Annotated in this window: 24 protein-coding genes and 1 tRNA gene; 15 read left to right on the top strand and 10 right to left on the bottom strand. The window is 63.0% G+C overall.

Features of this window, described 5'->3' with window-relative positions; genetic code table 11:
* Positions 1–193 precede the first annotated feature (193 nt).
* The gene (locus ACIQ67_RS14830; protein ID WP_397535151.1) at positions 194–1,105 is read right to left on the bottom strand and encodes a YicC/YloC family endoribonuclease; all 912 of its coding nucleotides are present in this window, start codon (positions 1,103–1,105) and stop codon (positions 194–196) included.
* A gap of 32 nt (positions 1,106–1,137) precedes the next feature.
* On the opposite strand from ACIQ67_RS14830, the gene ACIQ67_RS14825 reads away from it, so the two are divergent.
* From ACIQ67_RS14825 to hemW, 5 genes are read left to right on the top strand one after another with little or no spacing between them, the layout of a single operon-like run.
* Positions 1,138–2,106: a serine/threonine protein kinase gene (locus ACIQ67_RS14825; RefSeq protein ID WP_397535150.1), complete on the top strand. Its 969-nt coding sequence runs from the start codon at positions 1,138–1,140 to the stop codon at positions 2,104–2,106.
* The gene (locus tag ACIQ67_RS14820) at positions 2,103–3,029 is read left to right on the top strand and encodes a PP2C family protein-serine/threonine phosphatase (protein WP_397535149.1); all 927 of its coding nucleotides are present in this window, start codon (positions 2,103–2,105) and stop codon (positions 3,027–3,029) included. The genes ACIQ67_RS14825 and ACIQ67_RS14820 overlap by 4 nt, the downstream gene beginning before the upstream one ends.
* A 13-nt stretch (positions 3,030–3,042) precedes the next feature.
* Complete coding sequence (gene rph, locus ACIQ67_RS14815; RefSeq protein WP_397535148.1) at positions 3,043–3,780, top strand: ribonuclease PH; 738 nt, start codon at positions 3,043–3,045, stop codon at positions 3,778–3,780.
* A gap of 2 nt (positions 3,781–3,782) precedes the next feature.
* Positions 3,783–4,388, top strand: a complete 606-nt coding sequence (rdgB, locus tag ACIQ67_RS14810; protein WP_397535147.1) for an RdgB/HAM1 family non-canonical purine NTP pyrophosphatase — start codon at positions 3,783–3,785, stop codon at positions 4,386–4,388.
* On the top strand, positions 4,381–5,586 hold the full coding sequence (hemW, locus tag ACIQ67_RS14805; protein ID WP_397535146.1) for a radical SAM family heme chaperone HemW: 1,206 nt from the start codon (positions 4,381–4,383) through the stop codon (positions 5,584–5,586). Before rdgB ends, hemW begins: the two co-directional genes overlap by 8 nt.
* Positions 5,587–5,592: 6 nt before the next feature.
* On the opposite strand, the gene ACIQ67_RS14800 is transcribed toward hemW, so the two are convergent.
* Genes ACIQ67_RS14800 through ACIQ67_RS14790 form a run of 3 tightly spaced genes read right to left on the bottom strand, consistent with a single transcriptional unit; the run spans position 5,593 to position 8,283 of the window.
* Positions 5,593–6,684, bottom strand: coding sequence for a chemotaxis response regulator protein-glutamate methylesterase (locus tag ACIQ67_RS14800; protein WP_397535145.1), 1,092 nt, complete (start codon positions 6,682–6,684; stop codon positions 5,593–5,595).
* A gap of 30 nt (positions 6,685–6,714) precedes the next feature.
* Positions 6,715–7,389 carry a chemoreceptor glutamine deamidase CheD gene (gene cheD / locus ACIQ67_RS14795; RefSeq protein ID WP_397535144.1) on the bottom strand — a complete coding sequence of 225 codons (675 nt, stop codon included), beginning with the start codon at positions 7,387–7,389 and terminating at the stop codon, positions 6,715–6,717.
* 42 nt (positions 7,390–7,431) lie between these two features.
* Positions 7,432–8,283, bottom strand: coding sequence for a CheR family methyltransferase (locus tag ACIQ67_RS14790; RefSeq protein WP_397535143.1), 852 nt, complete (start codon positions 8,281–8,283; stop codon positions 7,432–7,434).
* 199 nt (positions 8,284–8,482) lie between these two features.
* On the opposite strand from ACIQ67_RS14790, the gene ACIQ67_RS14785 reads away from it, so the two are divergent.
* Genes ACIQ67_RS14785 through ACIQ67_RS14775 form a run of 3 tightly spaced genes read left to right on the top strand, consistent with a single transcriptional unit; the run spans position 8,483 to position 10,409 of the window.
* The gene (locus ACIQ67_RS14785; protein WP_397535142.1) at positions 8,483–9,208 is read left to right on the top strand and encodes a GGDEF domain-containing protein; all 726 of its coding nucleotides are present in this window, start codon (positions 8,483–8,485) and stop codon (positions 9,206–9,208) included.
* Positions 9,205–10,020, top strand: a complete 816-nt coding sequence (locus ACIQ67_RS14780; protein ID WP_397535141.1) for a MinD/ParA family protein — start codon at positions 9,205–9,207, stop codon at positions 10,018–10,020. The genes ACIQ67_RS14785 and ACIQ67_RS14780 overlap by 4 nt, the downstream gene beginning before the upstream one ends.
* Positions 10,017–10,409 carry a group II truncated hemoglobin gene (locus tag ACIQ67_RS14775; protein WP_397535140.1) on the top strand — a complete coding sequence of 131 codons (393 nt, stop codon included), beginning with the start codon at positions 10,017–10,019 and terminating at the stop codon, positions 10,407–10,409. The genes ACIQ67_RS14780 and ACIQ67_RS14775 overlap by 4 nt, the downstream gene beginning before the upstream one ends.
* A gap of 12 nt (positions 10,410–10,421) precedes the next feature.
* Here the strand turns inward: ACIQ67_RS14775 and ACIQ67_RS14770 are convergent, their stop codons facing one another.
* Both ACIQ67_RS14770 and radC read right to left on the bottom strand, forming a co-directional pair.
* A complete protein-coding gene (locus tag ACIQ67_RS14770) occupies positions 10,422–11,063 on the bottom strand; it encodes a Smr/MutS family protein (protein WP_397535139.1) in 642 nt (213 codons plus the stop codon).
* Positions 11,060–11,734, bottom strand: coding sequence for a DNA repair protein RadC (gene radC, locus ACIQ67_RS14765; RefSeq protein WP_397535138.1), 675 nt, complete (start codon positions 11,732–11,734; stop codon positions 11,060–11,062). The genes ACIQ67_RS14770 and radC overlap by 4 nt, the downstream gene beginning before the upstream one ends.
* 81 nt (positions 11,735–11,815) lie before the next feature.
* Here radC and ACIQ67_RS14760 point away from each other — a divergent pair, with 81 nt between their 5' ends.
* From ACIQ67_RS14760 to ACIQ67_RS14730, 7 genes are all read left to right on the top strand, one after another.
* Positions 11,816–12,259, top strand: coding sequence for a peptidylprolyl isomerase (locus ACIQ67_RS14760; protein WP_397535137.1), 444 nt, complete (start codon positions 11,816–11,818; stop codon positions 12,257–12,259).
* Positions 12,259–13,236 (top strand): 4-hydroxy-3-methylbut-2-enyl diphosphate reductase, encoded by a 978-nt coding sequence (ispH, locus tag ACIQ67_RS14755; RefSeq protein ID WP_397535136.1) that lies wholly within the window; start codon positions 12,259–12,261, stop codon positions 13,234–13,236. Before ACIQ67_RS14760 ends, ispH begins: the two co-directional genes overlap by 1 nt.
* A gap of 90 nt (positions 13,237–13,326) precedes the next feature.
* On the top strand, positions 13,327–14,622 hold the full coding sequence (gene serS / locus ACIQ67_RS14750; RefSeq protein ID WP_397535135.1) for a serine--tRNA ligase: 1,296 nt from the start codon (positions 13,327–13,329) through the stop codon (positions 14,620–14,622).
* Between the two features lie 72 nt (positions 14,623–14,694).
* Positions 14,695–14,785 (top strand) — tRNA-Ser (locus tag ACIQ67_RS14745).
* A 677-nt stretch (positions 14,786–15,462) separates the two neighbouring features.
* On the top strand, positions 15,463–16,122 hold the full coding sequence (locus ACIQ67_RS14740; RefSeq protein ID WP_397535134.1) for an OmpW family outer membrane protein: 660 nt from the start codon (positions 15,463–15,465) through the stop codon (positions 16,120–16,122).
* Positions 16,123–16,139: 17 nt separating this feature from the next.
* On the top strand, positions 16,140–16,823 hold the full coding sequence (locus ACIQ67_RS14735; RefSeq protein ID WP_397535133.1) for a response regulator transcription factor: 684 nt from the start codon (positions 16,140–16,142) through the stop codon (positions 16,821–16,823).
* Positions 16,795–18,147, top strand: coding sequence for an ATP-binding protein (locus ACIQ67_RS14730; RefSeq protein ID WP_397535132.1), 1,353 nt, complete (start codon positions 16,795–16,797; stop codon positions 18,145–18,147). The genes ACIQ67_RS14735 and ACIQ67_RS14730 overlap by 29 nt, the downstream gene beginning before the upstream one ends.
* A gap of 300 nt (positions 18,148–18,447) precedes the next feature.
* Here the strand turns inward: ACIQ67_RS14730 and ACIQ67_RS14725 are convergent, their stop codons facing one another.
* The 4 genes from ACIQ67_RS14725 to ACIQ67_RS14710 all read right to left on the bottom strand — a co-directional run bounded on the left by ACIQ67_RS14725 (position 18,448) and on the right by ACIQ67_RS14710 (position 19,943).
* Entirely contained in the window at positions 18,448–18,750 is a 303-nt protein-coding gene (locus ACIQ67_RS14725; protein ID WP_397535131.1) for a hypothetical protein, read from the bottom strand.
* Complete coding sequence (locus ACIQ67_RS14720; protein ID WP_397535130.1) at positions 18,740–18,925, bottom strand: hypothetical protein; 186 nt, start codon at positions 18,923–18,925, stop codon at positions 18,740–18,742. Before ACIQ67_RS14720 ends, ACIQ67_RS14725 begins: the two co-directional genes overlap by 11 nt.
* Positions 18,926–19,029: 104 nt before the next feature.
* Positions 19,030–19,686 carry a hypothetical protein gene (locus ACIQ67_RS14715; protein WP_397535129.1) on the bottom strand — a complete coding sequence of 219 codons (657 nt, stop codon included), beginning with the start codon at positions 19,684–19,686 and terminating at the stop codon, positions 19,030–19,032.
* A complete protein-coding gene (locus ACIQ67_RS14710) occupies positions 19,686–19,943 on the bottom strand; it encodes a hypothetical protein (RefSeq protein ID WP_397535128.1) in 258 nt (85 codons plus the stop codon). Before ACIQ67_RS14710 ends, ACIQ67_RS14715 begins: the two co-directional genes overlap by 1 nt.
* Between the last annotated feature and the right edge of the window lie 381 nt (positions 19,944–20,324).

The raw sequence follows: 20,324 nt of genomic DNA, 5'->3' as shown, positions 1-20,324 counted from the left end.
GGTTCCGTTCTGGGAAATTTCGCATCATGGAAGACGCAAAAAGACCCCACAAAAAACCCCACACGAACCCCACAATAAACCCCAAATCGGGGACGCGCTTTACTGCGACGCTCTGGGACGGATTGGGACAAAAAACATTGTGGATCAACAGGTTATCGAGTTCCTTTGGCGCGTTGTGAGACGCGCCGAGAAGTCACTCAATGTTTTGGACCTGCTCGCGCATCTGCTCGATGGCGACCTTCATCTCCACCGAGACATTGGTCAGTTCCAGCGCGGCTGACTTGGAACCTAGGGTGTTGGCCTCGCGGTGCAGTTCCTGGATCAGAAAGTCCAGACGCTTGCCCAGTTCGCCACCCTTCTTCAGCAGGCGGGCGATCTCTTCGAGGTGGGCGCGCAGCCGCGCCAGCTCCTCGGCGACGTCGATACGGATGGCGTATGCCGCGGCTTCATTTAGGGCGCGCTCGCGCAGAGCTTCTTCCGGCAGGCTCTGGGCCGCGCCAGTCGAGATCAGCGCCTCTTGCCAACGTTCCAGGAAGCGCTGTTGCTGGCGCTGCACCACCGCCGGCACCAGCGGCTCGGCCTGGCTGGCCAGTGCTTGCAGGTGCTGAATGCGCTCCATGAGGATGGCGACCAGCTTTTCGCCCTCACGCTCGCGCGCCTCCAGCAAGCCGGCGACGCAGCGCTTGGCGGCGTCCAGCGTGGCGTCGTCGAGCTTCTCGGTCGCGCCGCCGCCTTTGCACCACTGCATCACCTCGTGCACGCTCAAAGCCTGGGCCTGCGGCAGCCAGCCGCGCACGGTGCTCTCCAGCTGGGCCAGGCGATTGAGCTGCTCGGGCTGCGGCTGCGGCCAGGCACTGTCACCCTCGCGCTGGGTGTTGATGCGCAGCTCGATCTTGCCGCGCTTGACGCTGCCGCTTAGCAACTCGCGCAGCGCCGGTTCGAGCCCGCGCAGGTCTTCCGGCATGCGGAAACCGAGGTCGAGAAAACGACCGTTGACCGAGCGGATTTCCACCGTCACGCTGGCCTTCGAAGCAGGGCCGCCTTCGGCCTGGGGGAGGGCATGCGAGCTCGCGCTGGCATAACCCGTCATGCTGTAGACTGGCATCTCGCATCCGGTGTAGCTATCAAAACGCGATTATGTCAAAGCCCAAACCGGCGCCCTTGCCGGCAGGTACGGTTGTTGGGGGCTACCAGATCATCAAGAAGCTGGCCGCTGGCGGTTTCGGCGTCGTTTATCTGGCCGAGGATCCCGAGCACCACCTGGTGGCTCTGAAGGAATACCTGCCTTCGTCGCTGGCCGAGCGCTCGCCCGGCGAATTGACGCCGCGCGTCAAGCCCGAGAAACAGCCGCTGTACCGGCTCGGCCTGCGCAGCTTTTTCGAGGAAGGGCGCTCGCTGGCGCAGATCTCGCACCCCAGCGTGGTGTCGGTGCTGAACTTCCTGCGCGAGAACGAAACCGTCTACATGGTGATGAACTATCTGCAGGGCGACACCCTGCAGGACTTCATCGTCACGGCGCGCGATCTGAAGCGCGACAAGGTGTTCCGCGAGTCCACCATCCGCAGCCTGTTCGACGAGATCCTGCGCGGCTTGCGCATCGTGCACCAGCACAAGATGCTGCACCTGGACATCAAGCCGGCCAATATCTTCATCACCAACGACAACAAGGCGGTGCTGCTGGATTTCGGCGCGGCACGCGAGGTGCTGAGCAAGGAAGGCAACTTCATCCGCCCGATGTACACGCCGGGCTTTGCAGCGCCGGAGATGTACCGCCGCGACGGCTCGCTCGGTCCCTGGACCGACATCTACGCCATCGGCGCCTGCATCTACGCCTGCATGCAGGGCTACCCGCCCAATGACGCGCCCCAGCGCCTGGAGAAGGACCGTCTGGCGCTGAGCCTGTCGCGCCTGCGCAATGTCTACTCGGACAACCTGATCGAGGTGACCGAGTGGTGCATGTCGCTCGATCCGCTGTCGCGCCCGCAAAGCGTGTTTGCGCTGCAGAAGGAACTGGCCCGTGAGACGGAGCGGCGCTACACCAAATTGAGCTTCAGCGAACGCTTGAAGCTGCAACTGGAGAATCTCAAGTCCGGGGCCAAGGCGTGAAGTTCGGCGTCTACCAGATCAGCCGACGTGGAGGGCGGGAGAAGAACGAAGACCGCATGGGCTACTGCTACACGCGGGAGGCCGGCCTGTTTGCGGTGGCCGACGGGATGGGCGGACATCCCGAGGGCGAGGTGGCCTCGCAGATGGTCTTGCAGACCCTGGCGGCGATGTTCCAACGCGATGCGCGGCCGACGCTCGCTGATCCGGCTCAGTTCCTTCACGACGGTGTGCTGATTGCACACCAGCTGCTGCTGCGCTATGGCGCCGACAAGGGCCTGTCCGATACGCCGCGCACGACTGTGGTGGCTGCTGTGGTTCAGGCGGGTCAGGCTTGGTGGGTCCATTGCGGCGACTCGCGACTGTACCTTGTCCGCGGGGGGCAACTGCTGGCCCGAACCCGTGATCACTCGTACAGCGAATTGCAGGAGGCCTTGGGGCGTGTCGAAAGAGCCGGCGAACGGTTCAATCGAAATGTGTTGTTCACCTGCCTTGGCAGCCCCGGGCGGCCCATGGTGGACCAGAGCGGCCCCTTGTCCCTGGAGGCGGGTGACCGCTTGATGATGTGCTCCGACGGCCTGTGGGGCAATGTGGCGGATGACAGGCTGGTCAGCCTGCTGGCCGCCCGTGGCATCAGCGAAGCGGTGCCGGACATGGTGGAGCTCGCGCTGCGCCATGGCGGTGAGCGCTGCGACAATGTCACCGCCCTCGCCGTCGAGTGGGAGGGTGATGCCGAGCCGGAGCAAGCGGTGTCGATGCGTGATCTGGACGGCAGCAGTTTTGCCTCGACCATCCAGGCTGCGGCCGGCGAGCAGGACTTGCGCCTGGAGATGGACGAGGAAGAGATCGAACGCTCGGTGCGCGAGATCCAGGAAGCGATCCGTCAGAGCCGCGCGCTCCGCAAGAACAACGAGAGCAAGAGCTGAAAGGTCTGTCCCCATGAGTCAAGAAAACGCCGCGTTGCGCGCCGATGGCCGCAGTGCTGACCAGTTGCGCCCTGTCCGCCTGACCCGCAACTACACCTGCCATGCTGAAGGTTCGGTGCTGGTCGAGTTTGGCAACACCAAGGTGCTGTGTACGGCTTCGGTGGAAGAGCGTGTGCCGCCGCACAAGCGCGGCTCCGGCGAAGGCTGGGTGACGGCGGAATACGGCATGCTGCCGCGCGCCACCCACACCCGTGGCGACCGCGAAGCCGCCCGCGGCAAGCAAAGCGGCCGCACACAGGAAATCCAGCGCCTGATCGGCCGCTCGATGCGCTGCGTGTTCGATCTCAAGGCACTGGGCGAGCGCACCATCACCCTGGACTGCGATGTGCTGCAGGCCGATGGCGGCACGCGCACGGCCGCGATCACCGGCGCCTATGTGGCGGCGCACGACGCGGTCAGCTGGCTGATGGCCGAAGGCAAGATAGCCTTCTCGCCGATCCGCGAGGCTGTGGCCGCCATTTCGGTGGGCATCCATGCCGGCACGCCGCTGCTGGACTTGGCCTATACCGAAGACTCGGCCTGCGATACCGACATGAACGTTGTTATGACCGCCTCCGGCGGTTTTGTCGAGTTGCAGGGCACGGCCGAAGGCGAAGCGTTCTCGCGCGCCGAGATGAATGCGCTGCTCGATCTGGCCGACAAGGGCATCCGCGAGTTGCTGGCGGCTCAGAAACAGGTGCTGGGGCTCTGAACATGCAGCTGGTGCTGGCCTCAAACAACGCCAAGAAGCTGCTCGAACTGCAGGCGCTGTTCGCGCCGCTGGGCGTCGAGCTGTTGACGCAGGGCAGCCTGGGCATCCCCGAGGCCGAAGAGCCCTTTGCCAGCTTTGTCGAGAACGCCCTGGCCAAGGCACGGCATGCCGCCGCTGCCAGTGGCCTGCCGGCTCTGGCGGATGACTCCGGGCTGGCGGTCGAGGCGCTGGGCGGCGCGCCGGGTGTGTTGTCGGCGCGCTATGCCACGCTGTTCGGTCGGCCCAAGAGCGATGCCGAGAACAACGCCGTGCTTCTGGAAAAGCTCGCCAGTGCGTCCGATCGGCGCGCGCGCTTCGTCTGCGCACTGGTGGCCGTACGTTCGGCCGAGGATCCTGAGCCGCTCGTGGCGATGGGCCGCTGGCAAGGCGAAATCCTGGCTGAATTGAAGGGCGAGGGCGGCTTCGGCTACGACCCGCTGATGTTCATTCCCAAGTTGGGGCAGACCGTGGCCGAGCTGGCCAGCGCGGAGAAGAACCGGCTGAGCCATCGCGCCTTGGCGGCGGCTGATCTGGCGCGTCAGATGCGTGAGGTCTGGCATCTTGGCTGAGGCGAGGATCCGCTGGCTCAAGCCTGGCGCGCTTGAATTGGCAGCTCTGCCGCCGCTCTCCCTGTACGTGCATCTGCCCTGGTGTCTGCGCAAGTGCCCCTACTGCGATTTCAATTCGCATGAGTGGCGCGATGGCAAGGAGTTGCCTGCCGCCACGGCCCGCGAGTACCTGGCGGCGCTGCGCGCCGATCTTGAGTCTGCTTTGCCGCTGATCTGGGGGCGCCAGGTGGTGTCCATCTTCATCGGTGGCGGCACGCCGAGCCTGTTCGCGCCTGAGCAGATCGCCGAGCTTCTTTCGGACCTGCGCGCACGCCTGCCCTTGGCACCTGCTTGCGAAATCACCTTGGAAGCCAACCCAGGCACTTTCGAGCGCGACCGCTTCAAGGGCTTCCGTGACGCCGGGGTGACGCGGCTGTCGGTCGGCGTGCAGAGCTTTGACGATGCCAAACTCGCGCTATTGGGCCGCGTGCACAGCAGCGAGCAGGCCCAGGCCGCTCTGGAAGAGGCCTCGCGGTGCTTCGAGACCTTCAACATCGATCTGATGTATGCGCTGCCGGGCCAGACCTTGGCGGAGCTGGGGGCTGAGCTGGACACAGCGATGGGCTTCAATCCGCCGCATCTGTCCGTCTACCACTTGACGATTGAGCCGAACACGCGCTTCGCACTCAAGCCGCCCGAGCATCTGCCCGATGCGGATCTGGCCAGCGAGATGCTGGATCTCATCACCGCTCGAACCGCTGCGGCAGGTCTGGAACGCTATGAGGTGTCCGCCTACGGCAGGGCTGGACACCGCTGTGCCCACAATCTGAACTACTGGCAGTTTGGCGACTACCTGGGCATCGGCGCTGGTGCGCACAGCAAGCTGTCATTCGCGCATCGGGTGCTGCGTCAGGTCCGTTGGCGCGAGCCGGCGGCCTATATGAGCAAGGCAAGTCAAGGCCAGGCCGTGTCCAACGAGCACGAGGTCGGGGCGGATGAGTTGCCCTTCGAGTTCATGCTGAACGCATTGCGCCTGCGAGACGGCGTGCCCCTGCCGAGTTTCGCGGAGCGCACGGGCTTGTCACTGGGTGCCATCGCCGCCGCCATGCAGTCGGGACGTGACAAGGGCTTGCTGGTGCCTGACCCGGCGCGCATCCAAGCCACGCCTAGAGGTTTTGATTTCCTGAGTGACCTGCAGGCGCTTTTCCTGCAGGCCTGAGCCGGATCAGACCCGGTTGAGCGAACCGCCGGCAGTCTTGCGCAGACGGTCAATCAGATGCGACGCGATCTCGGACAGGGGCAGCACCTCGTCGGCGGCGCCAGCGGCGATGGCTTCGCGCGGCATGCCGAACACCACGCAGCTGGCTTCGTCCTGCACATAGTTGTACGAGCCGGCGTCCTTCATCACCTTCATCGCACGCGCGCCGTCGGCGCCCATGCCAGTGAGCATGATGCCCAGCGCGTTGGGTCCGACCACGCGGGCTGCTGAGTTGAAGAGCACCTCGACCGAGGGCTTGTGGCGGTTCACTGGCTCGCCATCTTGCACTCGAGCGATGTAGTTGGCACCCGAGCGCTCGACGCTCAGATGGAAACCACCCGGTGCAATATAGCCGTGGCCAGGCAGGATCCGCTCGCCGTCCTGCGCTTCCTTCACACGAATCTTGCACAAGCCGTCCAGGCGTGCCGCATAGCTCTTGGTAAAGCCGGGCGGCATGTGCTGGGTGATGACCACCGCGGGACAGTCCGCTGGCAGATTGATCAGCACGTCCTTGGTCGCTTCGGTGCCACCGGTGGAGGCACCGATGAAGATGATCTTCTCGGTCGACAGGCGTCCGACGCTTGCCATGGTGACTGGCTTGGCAGCCACGGGCGCGCCCGCAGCGGCTGAGGGTGCCGGTGCAGCAGCGCGTCGGATGTGGGCCTTGGCCGCGATGCGGATCTTGTCGGTAATGTCCTGGGCCAGCAGACGGATACCGTCGGCCACGCCGATCTTGGGCTTGGCCACGAAATCAATGGCGCCCAGTTCAAGCGCTTTCAGCGTCACATCAGCGCCGCGCTCGGTCAGCGTGGAAACCATCACCACCGGCATGGGGCGGAGTCGCATCAGGCGTGACAGGAAGTCCAGCCCGTCCATCTTGGGCATCTCGACGTCCAGCGTGATCACGTCCGGGTTCAGGTTGCGAATCATCTCGCGCGCCATCAGCGGATCGCTGGCGGCGCCGATGCATTCCATATCGGGTTGTCGGTTGATGATCTCGGTCAGGATGGACCGCACCAGCGCCGAATCGTCGACCACCACCACCTTTGTTTTTGCCATTGCTTGCTACTCCTCTATCAGGCGTGGGGATCAGAACAGGTCGACGGAGCCGCCGGACGAGACCACTGGCTGTGCCTTCTGTGCCGCTGCACGGTCCTGCTGGACCAGCGCGTCCGTGTTGGTCGGCGCCAGGCGTTTGACCATGGCCTTGCCGCTGTGCGGCAGAAAGCAGACCTTGCGCGGATAGATGTCCATCACATCCTTTGATACGACCGGAATGCGCTCGGTTTTCAGATAGTCGAGCACGAAGTTGGTGTTGCGCTCGCCCACATTGATGGTGTTCATGCCCGCGATCACCGCGCCGCCGCCGAAGATCTTGGCTTCCATGCGGCTTTTGGAGGCGCCGCGCTTCATCAGCTCGTTGATCAGCAGTTCCATCGCGAACGAACCGTAGCGGCCTGAGTCACCGGCGCCTTCAGGCAGCATGAAATGGTTCATGCCGCCCACCTGAGCCTGGCGGTCCCAGAGGCATGCGGCGATGCATGAGCCGAGTGTTGTCATCACGAGGATGTCCTCGTTGTCGACGAAGTACTCGCCCGGAAGAATCTTGACGGCTGCGTTCTTGAAATGCGCGTCGTAGAAGAAGAACGAGGCCTCGCCCGGCTTGCGCGGCTGGGCCTTGAGTTGCGCGACGCGCGTAGCGCCAGCGCCGCTGGAAATCAGCGAGCCGGCGCCGGAGCCGGAGGAGGTCGTGGGCGTGCTCATTGTTTTCTGTCGACCTTTGCGAAGGTGGCGAGGACGGCGAGATCAGACGCGTTCATAGATGGTCTTGCCACGCAGGCGGAACAGATCGCGGGACTCGGTGAAGTTCTCTGAGTGGCCGACGAACAGAAGGCCATGGGGCTTCATCACGCGATGAATGCGCTCCAGTACCTTGCGCTGCGTCGGCGCATCGAAATAGATCATCACGTTGCGGCAGAACACGATCTGAAAAGGGTCGCCCAATGACCACTGCTGGTCCATCAGGTTGAGCGACCGGAAGTCGATCCAGCGCTGCAACTCGGGCTTCACACGGATGCGTCCGTCGTTGGCGCCGGTGCCGCGCATGAAAAACTGCTTGAGGCGCTGTGGGGACAACCCTCGGGAGTCGGCGTTGTAGACACCGCGCCGCGCTGTGTTGAGCACGTTCGTGTCGATATCGCTGGCGACAATCTGCAGCTGTGCCGAGCTGCCCAAGGCTTCGGCGCAGGTGATGGCGATCGAGTAGGGCTCTTCGCCCGTCGACGCGGCACAGCACCAGATGCGCAGCGGCTTGCCCGCCAGTGGCTTCAGGTCGTCAGCGAGCGCATGGAAGTGATGCTCTTCGCGGAAGAAGGAGGTCAGGTTGGTCGTGAGGCAGTTGACGAACTCCTGCCACTCGGCATCCGCCTGGGCACCTGTTGCGCCTTCCAGCCATTGGAGGTAGCTGGCAAAGCTGCGGTGCCCCGTGTCGCGCAAACGTCGCGACAGGCGGCTGTAGACCATGGCGTGCTTGCCGTCATGCAGGCTGATGCCGGCATGCTTGTAGATCAGTTGCCGAACTCGGTCGAAATCGGCACGGCTGAAGCTGAACTCGTGGTCGATGGCTTCGCCGGCCGAAGGGGTGAGTGCAGCTGACATAGGGGCGTGGCTCTCAACGAACTACTGGGTACGACTGCAGCACAGGCGTGCAGGCACGAAACTCATTTTTGCATCAGATATCAGTTTCCATGCGCAAGTCGCACCAAGATTGTGTGAACAGCGCGGTGATTTGATGTTTTATTCGCGCCCCTCTCAGGGGAATCCCGCTGCTAGACTGCCTCGGCACTCTGATGACGCCTTGAACAACAGTTTCCACCCCCCCCAACTGATCGATGCCCGCGCGCTGCGGCTTGACCAGGCTCTGCAACTGCTGCAGCAGGCAGGTGCCTTGCTGCCTGAAGGCCAGCCCTACGGTGAGGATTGGTTGCAGGGCGTGATCGATGCGTTGTGCGATTTGTCGAGCAAGGATGCGTTGACGGGCCTTGTCAACCGCCGCAGTTTTGAGATGGCGTTGGCCCGCGAAATTGACCGCGTGGCGCGCTCGGGGGAACCGGCCTTGTTGTTGATGCTGGATATTGACCACTTCAAGGCGGTGAACGACACACATGGGCATGCTGCAGGCGACGTCGTGATTCAGTCGGTTGCGAAGGCCATAGACCAGACGGTTCGCCCCATGGATACGGCCGCGCGCGTCGGTGGGGAAGAGTTCGCCATCATCTTGCCGAACTGCCCGAGCAGCTTTGGTCGCACCGTCGCGGAGCGCGTGCGTGAACGGGTTGAGGGCATGGATATCACCCTGCCATCGGGGCAGAAACTCAAGATCACGATCAGCCTGGGAGGGGCTTTTGCGCCGCAATGGGTACGGTCATCGATGCTGCTGTGGATGGAGCGTGCGGACCGCCAGCTCTATCGCGCCAAGGCTGAAGGTCGCAATCGCGCCTGCCTGGAGCCGCACACCGACTCCCAGGTCAGCGCAGAGGAAAAAGGCATGTTGTTTGCAGTCTCGCAACAGGACACCGAATGAGTATGACCCCGTCGCCTGCTGCAAGTTCCTCCCCCAAGCGTAGCGGCGCCCGCACGCTGGCCGTCACCAGCGGCAAGGGAGGCGTTGGCAAGACCTTCGTCACCGCCAATCTGGCCGCCGCTTTGGCCGCCCAGGGCCAGCGTGTGCTGGTTCTGGATGCCGATCTCGGCTTGGCCAATCTGGATGTGGTGCTGAACCTGCACCCCAAGCTGACCTTGCATGATGTGTTCACCGAGAAGGCGACGCTGGAGCAGGCCATCCTGCCGGCACCTGGCGGCTTTCACGTGCTGCTGGCAGGCTCCGGAATGGTGGAATATTCGCGCCTGACACCGGAGGTGCGCGACAAGCTTCTGCACATCGTTGAGATCGTCAAGCCACGTTTCGACTGGGTGCTGCTGGATACCGGCGCAGGCATCTCCGATGTGGTGCTGTTTGCGGTCTCATTGGCGACCGACGTGATGGTCGTGGCGACACCGGAGCCGACCTCGCTGACAGACGCCTATGCCACCATCAAGGTGCTGGCCACGCAGCAGGATCGCCGCCATGTGGGCCTGCTGGTCAATCAGGCCAGCCGTGCCGGAGAAGGCAAACTGATTTGCGGCCAGTTGCAGCAGGTGCTGCAGCGCTTCGTAGGCGCCACACCGGGCCAGAGCTTCAAGCTGGATCTGCTGGGTGAGGTTCGCAACGACGCGACCGTTCGCCAAGCGGTGCTCAAGCGTCAGTTGCTGCTGGAGCAGTACCCGGGCTGCGAGGCGGCGCAAGGCGTCAAAGCTCTTGCCGTGCGGTTGTTGTCGGGCGGGAGCCTGGCTTGAGCGAGCAGCCCCGGACAGCCTTCGATTGGGTCGGTGGCGAGGGCGCGGTGCGCGCCCTGGTGGATCGGTTCTATGACCTGATGGAGTTGGAGCCTGTCTACGCAAAGCTGCGCGCCGTGCATCCGGGCGATATGAGCGGTTCACGCGACAAGCTGTTCTGGTTCTTGTGCGGCTGGCTCGGCGGGCCGGACTACTATCAACAGCGTTTCGGGCACCCGAGACTGCGAGCCCGCCATCTGCCCTTTGCCATCGGCATTGCCGAACGCGACCAGTGGATGGGATGCATGCGTCAGGCCATGCAGGAGTGCGAACTCGACCCCGTGCTGCGTGAGCGCCTCGATGCCTCTTTCATGAATACCGCAGACTGGATGCGCAACACGCCGCTCTGAGCTGTTTGCTGCTCACAGCAAGACCATCAGTGCGCCGTTGCCGCCATCGCTGGCGCGGGCCTGAACGAAGGCCAGCACCTCGTTCTTCTGCACCAGCCAGCGCCGCACCCTGGCTTTCAGCACCGGTTCCCGGCCTGGCGACCCATTGCCTTTGCCGTGAACCACTCGCACGCAGCGCAGGCCGCGCCGTGCGCTGTCGTGGATGAACTGGCCCAGGGCCTCGCGCGCCTGGTCCCTGCGCAAGCCGTGCAGATCGATCTGGCCCTGCAAGGCCCAATGGCCGCGACGGAGCTTGCGCACGACCTCGGGACTGACCTCAGGACGCCGAAACGAGAGTGTTTCGTCCGTTTCCAGCAGCGAATCCACGTCGAAGTCATCGGACAGGGCCTGGGCCAGTGCCTGCTGCTCGTCCAGCACCCGCTGACGCGGTTCCGGTTCAGGCAAGGCGCGGGTCAGCAGCACGCGGCGTGAGTCCTTCAATCGCGTGACCGGGCCGACGCTGATCTCGAATACGCGCTTCTCCTGCTCGGCCAGGCGGGCCTCTGCGGCCGCTCGGGCGGCACGCTCGTCGGCCAGTCGGCGCTGCAGTTCCAGCTCACGCTGCAGCGTTTTCAGCTCTTGCAAGCTGTGCAACACCGTTGGGGCCTTGCTCACATCAGCCCCCTCTCTGCCATTGAAGTGACCTCGCCGGCGCCCACGACTAAATGGTCCAGCACCCGCATGTCCACCAAGGCCAGGGCCGATTTCAAGGCCTGCGTGAGCAACTCGTCGGCTCGCGAGGGCTCAGCCACACCGGACGGGTGGTTGTGTGCCAGGATCACCGCGGCGGCACCCAGGTCAAGCCCGCGCTTGACGACCTCGCGAGGGTAGACGCTGGTTTGCGTCAGCGTGCCGCGGAACATCTCTTCCATGGTGATCAGCCGGTGCTGGGCATCCAGAAACAGCACCGCAAACACCTCGTGCGTCAGGCCGCCGAGCTTCAGGCGCAGGAATTGCCGCACCGCGTCCGGCGCGTCAAACACCGGTGCCTCGGCCAGTTGTTGCAACAGCGAGCGCCGCGCGATCTCCAGCACCGCGGCGATCTCGGCGCGCTTGGCCGGGCCGATGCCGTTGATGCGCCCCAGGTCGGCCATGCTGGCCTTCAGCAAGCCTGCCCATCCGCCGAAGTCATCCAGCAGCGCCTGCGCCAGTTGCAGCACGGGACGCTCGCGCGTGCCGGTGCGCAGCAGAAGGGCCAGCAACTCGGCGTCGACCAGGGCCTGAGGCCCGCGCGCCAGCAGCTTCTCGCGCGGACGCGCCTGGGTTGGCAATTGGTCGAGAGGCATGGCGGTCGGGGATCAGGGGAAATCCGGGTTCCGCAACGCGGGGCCCTAGAATCCCGGCAGTCTATCGAACAAAGAAAAGTCGTGAATCTCATCCAAGCTGGTTCGTTCCTGACCCTGCATTACCGGCTCAGCGCCCCCGATGGCGGCGATCTGGTCAATACCTTTGACGACAAGCCGGCGACCTTGTCGCTGGGCACGGGTGAGCTGGCGCCGGCCATCGAGGCGCGGCTGATCGGCCTCGGTGAGGGCGTTCACACGCGCTTTGAGCTGGCGCCGGGCGAGGCTTTTGGCGAGCGCAATCCCGAGCTGCTGCAGCGTGTGAAGCTGTCCTTGATGCACCAGCTCGGCGATCCGGATGAACAGTACAACGTGGGCGATGTGGTGCAGTTCCCGACCCCCGACGGCCAGGGCAGCTATGCGGGCCTGGTACGGGAGGTGAGCGCAGAGTGGCTGCTGTTCGACTTCAATCATCCGCTGGCCGGCCAGCCGGTGAGCTTCGAGGTCCAAGTGATCGGGGTCCTGTGATGACAAATGTGGTCTTGCCCCAGGAAATCGTGCTGGCCGAACCACGCGGCTTCTGTGCCGGCGTGGATCGCGCGATCGAGATCGTCGAGCGTGCGCTGCTGAAATTCGGCGCGCCGATCTATGTGCGCCACGAGATCGTGCACAACACCTATGTGGTGAACGATCTGAAGGCGCGTGGCGCGATCTTCATTGAGGATCTGGCCGATGTGCCCGCTGGCGCGACGCTGGTTTTCAGCGCGCACGGAGTCAGCCAGGCCGTGCGCCAGGAGGCGGCTGAGCGCGGTTTCCAGGTCTTCGACGCGACCTGCCCACTGGTCACCAAGGTGCATGTGGAGGTGGCCAAGCTGCACAAGGAAGGCTACGAATTCATCATGATCGGCCACAAGGGACACCCGGAGGTCGAAGGCACAATGGGCCAGCTGTCCGCCGGTATCTACCTGGTGGAGGAGGCTGCGGACGTGGCGCACGTGCAGGTCAAGGATCCTGGCCGGCTGGCCGTAGTGACGCAGACCACACTCAGCGTGGACGACGCGGCTGAGATCCTGGCTGCAGTCAAGCGCCACTTTCCGCTGGTGCGCGAGCCCAAGCAGCAGGACATCTGCTATGCGACGCAGAACCGCCAGGACGCCGTCAAGGTGATGGCACCGCAGGTGGATGTGGTGATCGTGGTCGGCAGTCCCACCAGTTCCAACAGCAACCGTCTGCGTGAATTGGCCGAGCGGCTGGGCACGCCTGCCTATATGGTCGATGCCGCCGAGGACCTGCTGCCCGAATGGCTGGAAGGGCGCAGCCGCGTCGGCCTGACGGCAGGCGCTTCGGCGCCGGATGTGCTGGTGCAGGCAGTGATCACCCGCTTGCGTGCCATGGGCGCCACGGCGGTGCGCAGTCTGGCAGGCGTCGAGGAGCATGTGCGGTTTCCGCTGCCGCTGGGGCTGGGCGACAAGTCCATGGCCGAAGTGAGTTCGTCTCGATCTTGAATCTCAGGGCGCGACTCGCGTGAAAGCGGCGCCTGAAAGAGGCGCCGCTTTGCTTTCATAGAATCGAGACCGAAAAGGACACTGAATCAAATGCTTGATATCACTCTGCTGCGCAAGGACCTGGACGCTGTTGTTGCGCGCCTGGCGACCCGCAAGAATCCGCAACCATATCTGGACATCGACCGCTACAAGGCGCTGGAAGCCGAGCGCAAGGGCGTGCAGACCCGCACCGAAGAACTGCAAGCCAAGCGCAACAGCCTCTCCAAGCAAATCGGCATGGCCAAGGGCAAGGGCGAGGATGCCAGCGCGCTGATGGTGGAGGTAGGCAGCATCGCTGAAGAGCTCAAGGCCGGTGCCGAGCGCCTGGATGCGATCCAGGCCGAGCTCAACACCATGCTGATGAGCGTGCCTAACCTGCCCGACGAGAGCGTGCCGCAGGGGGCTGACGAGACGGGCAACGTCGAGGTGCGTCGCTGGGGCACGCCGCGCAGCTTTGATTTCACGGTGAAGGACCATGTAGATCTGGGCGCGCCACTCGGGCTGGACTTCGAGACGGGTGCGAAGCTGAGCGGCTCGCGCTTTTGCTTCCTGCGTGGCCCGGTCGCCAAGTTGCACCGCGCGCTGGCGCAGTTCATGCTGGACACGCAGAGCGACGAGCATGGCTATACCGAGTGCTACACGCCCTACATCGTCAATCGCGAGGTGCTGGAAGGCACCGGCCAGCTGCCCAAGTTCAAGGAGGACATGTTCTGGGTGCTGCGCGGTGGTGACGAGGAAGCAGCGGAGCAGTACCTGATCTCGACTTCGGAAATCTCGCTGACCAACACGGTGCGCGAACAGGTGCTGGAAGCCGCGGAGTTGCCGATCAAGCTGACGGCGCACAGCCCCTGCTTCCGCTCGGAGGCTGGCAGTGCCGGCCGCGACACGCGCGGCATGATTCGCCAGCACCAGTTCGACAAGGTGGAGATGGTGCGCATCGAGCAACCCGAGCACAGCATGGCTGCGCTTGAGGAGATGACCCTTCACGCCGAGGCCATTCTGCAGAAGCTGGGCCTGCCTTATCGCACGGTGCTGCTGTGCGCGGGCGATATGGGCTTTGGTGCGACCAAGACCTATGACCTTGAAGTCTGGGTGCCGGCTCAGAACACCTATCGCGAGATCAGCTCCTGCTCGAACATGGGCGCCTTCCAGGCACGCCGGATGCAAGCGCGCTTCAAGAACGCGCAGGGCAAGAACGAGTTCGTGCACACGCTCAACGGTTCTGGTCTGGCCGTCGGCCGCGCTTTGGTTGCCGTGCTGGAGAACTACCAGAACGCGGACGGCAGCGTGACTGTGCCGGATGTGCTGCGCCGCTATCTGGGCGGTGTTGAAGTTTTGCGCGCCTGATCGTCTGCGGAGCTGAAAAACTCCGCTATACTTGCGGGCTTACTCGCACTGAACCACGCGAGCACCTAATCAGGAGAGGTGGCAGAGTGGTCGAATGTACCTGACTCGAAATCAGGCGTACGGTATCCCCGTACCGAGGGTTCGAATCCCTCCCTCTCCGCCAATAAAAAGCCCAAGCAATTGATTTGCTTGGGCTTTTTTCATTACGACGGGGCGGTCCCAACATCCGACCCAACATCCTGCGATGTGCTTGGCGGTGGCGAGTCGTCGTCGCAGCCGAACTACTGTCTGTCGGCAAGAGTCTGTAGAACTCACCCAGCGAGAGCGGCAGCCGTTCGGCAGCAACAGCAGCACGGATGGCGTCGCGCCGACAACGTGGCAAGAGGCGGCCCGATGTCCGCCGTAGCATCCCGTGACTGGCGGCTTTCGACCCTTTGCGGTCATGCAAGGACTCTGAGCGAAGCGGTCACTGGGTGTAAGTGGATGCCGGGTTTCGTGGTTTGCTTATGCTTGCCCGTTCCCCCAATTACCCCCATTCTTTCAGGCCACTGACATGGACAACATAACGCTCTTCATCGCAGGCAAACCCAACTGCCCATGTGGTAACCATGCCGGATCGGTGATGTTTAGCGCAAACCAACCTGCCTGTGACCAGCGTCAAGCCCAGCCTTGCTCTGTGCAATGCTTTGACTGTGGGACTTTGTGGGACTGAGTTGGGCATTTTTCATTCATTGAGGCCAGTTACCTTGTGGTAACCCTCCTGACAGAAGAATGGTGGCGCGGCGGAGGGTTCACCCCGTCGCACTCCCTCCACTCTCACTCCTCAATGGGTTATTCGCAATGATCATTCCAATCAAGTCGCTCATTCCTTTCGCGTTGGCAGGCGTTTCGCTGACGTGTTCGCTATCGGTTGCTGCTCAAGAAAAAGCGGGTTTGTACGTCACCGCATATGGTGGAAGCAGCACGCTGGCTTCGACCAATTTCACAGAATCAAGAACTGCCATGGCTACCCTCAACGGCAAGGGTGACTTTGGCGGCGGCACCGGCTTGGGCGGTGCTATCGGACAGCGCTACGGTAACGGCTGGGCCGCAGAACTGGCTTGGGACTATCGCAGCCACAAACTTAACAGCATCGGCGGGGTACCCGTTACGGGTGATTTCGCATCAACGACGGTGTTCCTCAATGGCTATTACCGATTCCAAAAAATGGGCGTGGTGCGCCCCTTTGTCGGCGCAGGACTGGGTTACGTCACTGAGCTGGATATCGACCTCAGCCGTGGAGGTTCAGAGCAGGAGTACTCGCACCGCGGCGGGTTGGCCACCCAAGTCATCGTAGGTGGTGAGGTGGATCTGTCCGACCGTTGGAGCGCGAGCGCCGACCTGCGCTGGAGCAACATGGGCAGCCGGTCTTTCAAGTCGGCCAATGCGGGCAGCGCCTTGGGTGGGAAACCCAAGTACCAACCCGCATCGTTCAACTTGGGCGTGACGTATCGATTCTGATTTGCACGCTTTGCAGTATGCCCAGAGTCCTGATTGTTGAAGACCACCCACGCATGGCCCAGGCCGTGGCGGCCGCTTTACAGGCGCAAGGAATGGCCTGTGACACGGTCGCCACACTTGGGCATGCTGCCGTGTTCCTGGAAACTGCGCGTTACGACGTGCTGATTCTGGACCGCGGCTTGCCCGATGGCGATGGGCTGTCGCTGCTGGCGCAGTTGCGGGCCCTTCGACAGTCCATACCGTGCATGATCCTGACTGCGCGGGATGCGCTGGGCGACCGCGTGAGCGGCCTCGAAACCGGTGCCGACGATTACCTTGCCAAACCTTTTGAAATGGCCGAAATGGTGGCCCGTGTCAAGGCCCTGATGCGACGCAACCAGCCGTGGTTGCCTGATGAATCCTCTTTTGCGGATTTGAAAGTGTCAGCTCAGGCCAGCACGCTTTTTGTAGGCGCAGCCTCCATCACGTTGTCTCCCAGCGAGTTGCAGATCATCCTGACTTTGATGCGGCATGAAGGCAAGGTTGTTCGCCGAGCGGCTTTGGAGTCTGCCGCTTGGGGTGCATTCTCCGAGATCACCCCCAAAGCGCTGGACGTTGCCATCCATCGTTTGCGTGGCAAGTTGGGTGTGCTGCAATCCGGTGTATCGATCATCAACACAAAAGGCGTGGGTTATGCACTGGCGGTTCTTCCGAACACCTAGCCTTGCGCTTCGCCTGACGCTGGTGTTTTCTTTGGCTATCGCCATACTGGCTGGCTTGTATCTGTCTGTGCAGGCAGTTCTTGCCCAGCGTTTTGGCAACTTCATCACGCATCAAAGCCTGATGGGCCAGACCCACGATATCGCAGAAGCCATCCTGGTCGACGATAAAGGTCAGGTCACCGTGCGGTTGGAAGGACAAGATGCCGAGAGTTTTGACGCCTTTTTCGCAAACCTCAAATACCGTGTAATGACCACTGATGGTCGTGTGATCGCCTCTTCAGATGGCGACTTGAGCAGCCTGTTGCCCGGCATACCAGCGGACCAGCAGGATGGTCACTACCTGCGCACAGAGGTCAATCGCACCCCCTTTCACGTTGCCGCTGTGCGCCATCGCATCCAGGAGCGAGACTACTGGGTTCAAGTGGGGCGCAGTGACCGCTTTGCCAAGCTGGCACAGGAGGCCATCGTGCCGGCCGTCACCGAGGCCGTGGGCATCATGGCCGCGTTGGCTGCAGCTGTCTTGGCCGTGCTGAGCTATTGGGGCGTGAGAAGTGTGCTGCAGCCGATCCGTCTTGCCAGTCAGGCTGCACGCAACGTCGGGCAGGCCAACTTGTCCGCCCGCATACCGGTGGAGCCTTTACCCACGGAGATCAGACCCCTGGTCATTGCTTTCAACGAGGCATTGGCGCGTTTGGAGGTGGCTTTCGATGCACAGCAGCAGTTTTTTGCCAACGCTGCCCATGAGCTCAAGACTCCCATAGCGGTGCTGCGCGGTCAGTTGGAGGGACAGGCAGAGCGCGTGGCTCCAGAGACATTGAACGACATCGACGCCCTTGGCCGCACCGTCAATCAACTGCTGCATGTGGCAGAAGTGTCGGGTGGTCGCCCTCTGAAGCTGCAGCCCGTCTTGCTGGAAGACGTTGCGCGACAAGTGAGCAGGTTCTTGTTGTGGCGCGCACAAAGGGCTGAAGTCAGCTTGCAGATCATGCTGGGATCGCCTGACATCAGGGTCATGGCGGACACAGGTGAACTGTTTGTCATGCTGAAAAACCTGATCGAAAACGCCGTCGATCATTCACCGACTGGAGGGACGGTGCGCATCGGTCTGACCCAACGGGGTATCTGCGTAGAGGATCAAGGCAAAGGCGTCCCTGAACACCAGCGCAGCCATGTATTCGAAAGGTTCTGGCGGGCTCCGGACAACACGAAACCAGGTTCTGGTCTGGGCCTGGCCATTTGCATGGAAGTGGCGCATGCGCATGGATGGCGCTTGACGTGCAAGCCATCGGCGCTCGGTGGTGCTCTTTTTCAGCTGGATTTTTGAGGCGCCCGAGTTGTTAAACAGAGAACGTATTCAGCGCTGTCTTGCCTCCTTCATGGACTGGCTGTGGGACACGCAACAGGGGATTTTGTGCTGCGCGGTGCGGACTGCTTTCGGCAGCCTCTGAGTTTCAACATTGAACGACTGCTTGTCCGCTTGAACGATGGCCGCACCTGGCCGACGGCTGGCCTTCATGCTGAGCGGCGAATGTCGCGTTTAACCCGCCAGCTAGACAGGTGTGTCGAAGTCGCCGAACTGGATGCACAAGCTCGCCGAAACAAGCACTGACAGAGCCCAACGCCTTCATGCCATCTTGGGCTGTAGCTCGTAAAAGTCGGCAAGGGACAACGGCAACTCCCGGGTGGCAACTTCAGCGTGAACAGCGGACAACAGCCGCCCCATGAACTTTGAGGCGTCCTCCCCGAGCGTCGGCGTTACCACGCTGGAGCCGACACTCAGCGGAATCGGCCCGCCAGCTCGGGTCATCAGAACAGAAGCGCGCTCGATCAAGCCGCTCACCGTCAAGGCCAGCAGCTCGTCTTGATCGCTCCGGCGCCTACGCAGGGCAGCCTCGATGGCTTCTAGCCGTTTTAGCCTACTGCTCATTGACCATGCCCTCCAATGCGGTTAGTCGCTGTTCGATGATGGCCGCCTCCAGTACCTTGCCCAGACTGGTCAGGATGAATGCAGCCTTGGTTGCTTCACCCCAGGGCATTTCGCCACGGTCTGCCCTCCTGTAGACGCGACCGAGCTCCCGGGCCACGCCCTCCAGGCTGTTCAAGTTGGCACGGCTCCGACGCGCCCCCAGGGGGTGTGGTTCATCAAAGCCAGCAACGGCGCGGGTTTGCGGGCCGTGGTGCTGGCTTTTGAGTGCGTCTATCTCGCTCATTGGTCGGCCGCATTGAAGCCCGCATCGGCCAGGATGACGCGTAGACGCTCCCGGGCGGCCTGAAGCTGGGTCGCCACCAACACCCGCAGCGGCTCGGTGCGATCCAAGCCAACCGGCACGAGGTCGAGGGACGGCGGCAGCACGCCGCAGAAGCGGTGCGGCTGGCCGTTGGCGGCTTGGGCCAACTCGGACAGGGTCGCCAACTCGGCCAAGGCTTCGCCGAGCTGGCTGGCAGCGGCGCGGCACTTCGCCACAACAGGCCCGGCCATGTCATCAGCGAAAGCCACCACGGCGGCGCGCTCGCGGCCGAACAGCGAGCGGCGCCGTTCTTCGACAGCGACCATATCGGCTTCCAGCTTGGCGATGGCAACCTGGAGCGCCTGAATCTCGCCCGTCAGGGTCTGAGCCTCAACAGCACCAGCGGAAGCACTGGCGAGGCTCTTGCGCGCCTTGGCGATGGCTTCTGCATCGTCGGCCGCTAGTGCATCGGCGAGCAGATCGGCCGAGGCTGTCTGCTGGGTCTTGATGGCCGTGAGCTGGTCGGACAGTTCGTGCTGACGAGCAGCGAGCAGATCACGGCGCTGACGCAAGCTGGCGGCGCGCTGGGCAAGAGCTGCCTCGTCGGCGCGCAGAGTCTTGATGGCTTCGAGCATTACGCGCCCTCCTTGTTGCTGGACAGCAGTTCTTTGGCGCGGCCAAGGTCGGCGCTGCGGATGCAGAGCACGCCGTTCACGATGCCGGTCTGCATGCCGCAGGCGCGCAGCCGCTCCAGGTCGCCGCCCTGGGCGTTGAAGCCGGGCACGCTCACCAGCGGCGACCAGCGGCGGGCCTGGGCTTCCGACAGGCGGGGATCAGGCAGCTTGGCGTCCTCGCGGGTCGGGTCTTGGCCCTGGTGGGCCGGCCGGAGCATCGGGCCAGCTTTAGGCGCGGCTGCGTGCTGCTGGCTTTGGTACGGATGAGACTGGCTGGGGTCTTGTTTGCGAATCATGAGAGGTTCCTACTTGGTCTGAATCAGTGATGCGGCTATGCGGTCGCGGGCCTGTTGGTATGCGGCGGGCTTAGGACCGTCGCGGCAGCGAATAGCCAACAGCACGCCCATGCGCACCTGCCGGGCCGGCTTCGCTGCGGGAGATGGTGTATTTCTCAGATACACGCCTTCCCAAGGGGAACCTGTCAGAAATTTTGTGTGTGAGGCATAGCATGTCGACAAGGAGCATGAATGCCACGCAAGACGAAGACGACCGCCACGGCGGACAAGGCGGCGCAGCCGCAATTCTCAGCCGAGTTGCTT

Source organism: Roseateles sp. (genome assembly GCF_044373315.1).
Taxonomy (GTDB): Bacteria; Pseudomonadota; Gammaproteobacteria; order Burkholderiales; family Burkholderiaceae_C; genus JACDQM01.
The sequence above is the reverse complement of the archived record's forward strand: the minus strand, read 5'-3'. Positions and strand labels throughout refer to the sequence as shown.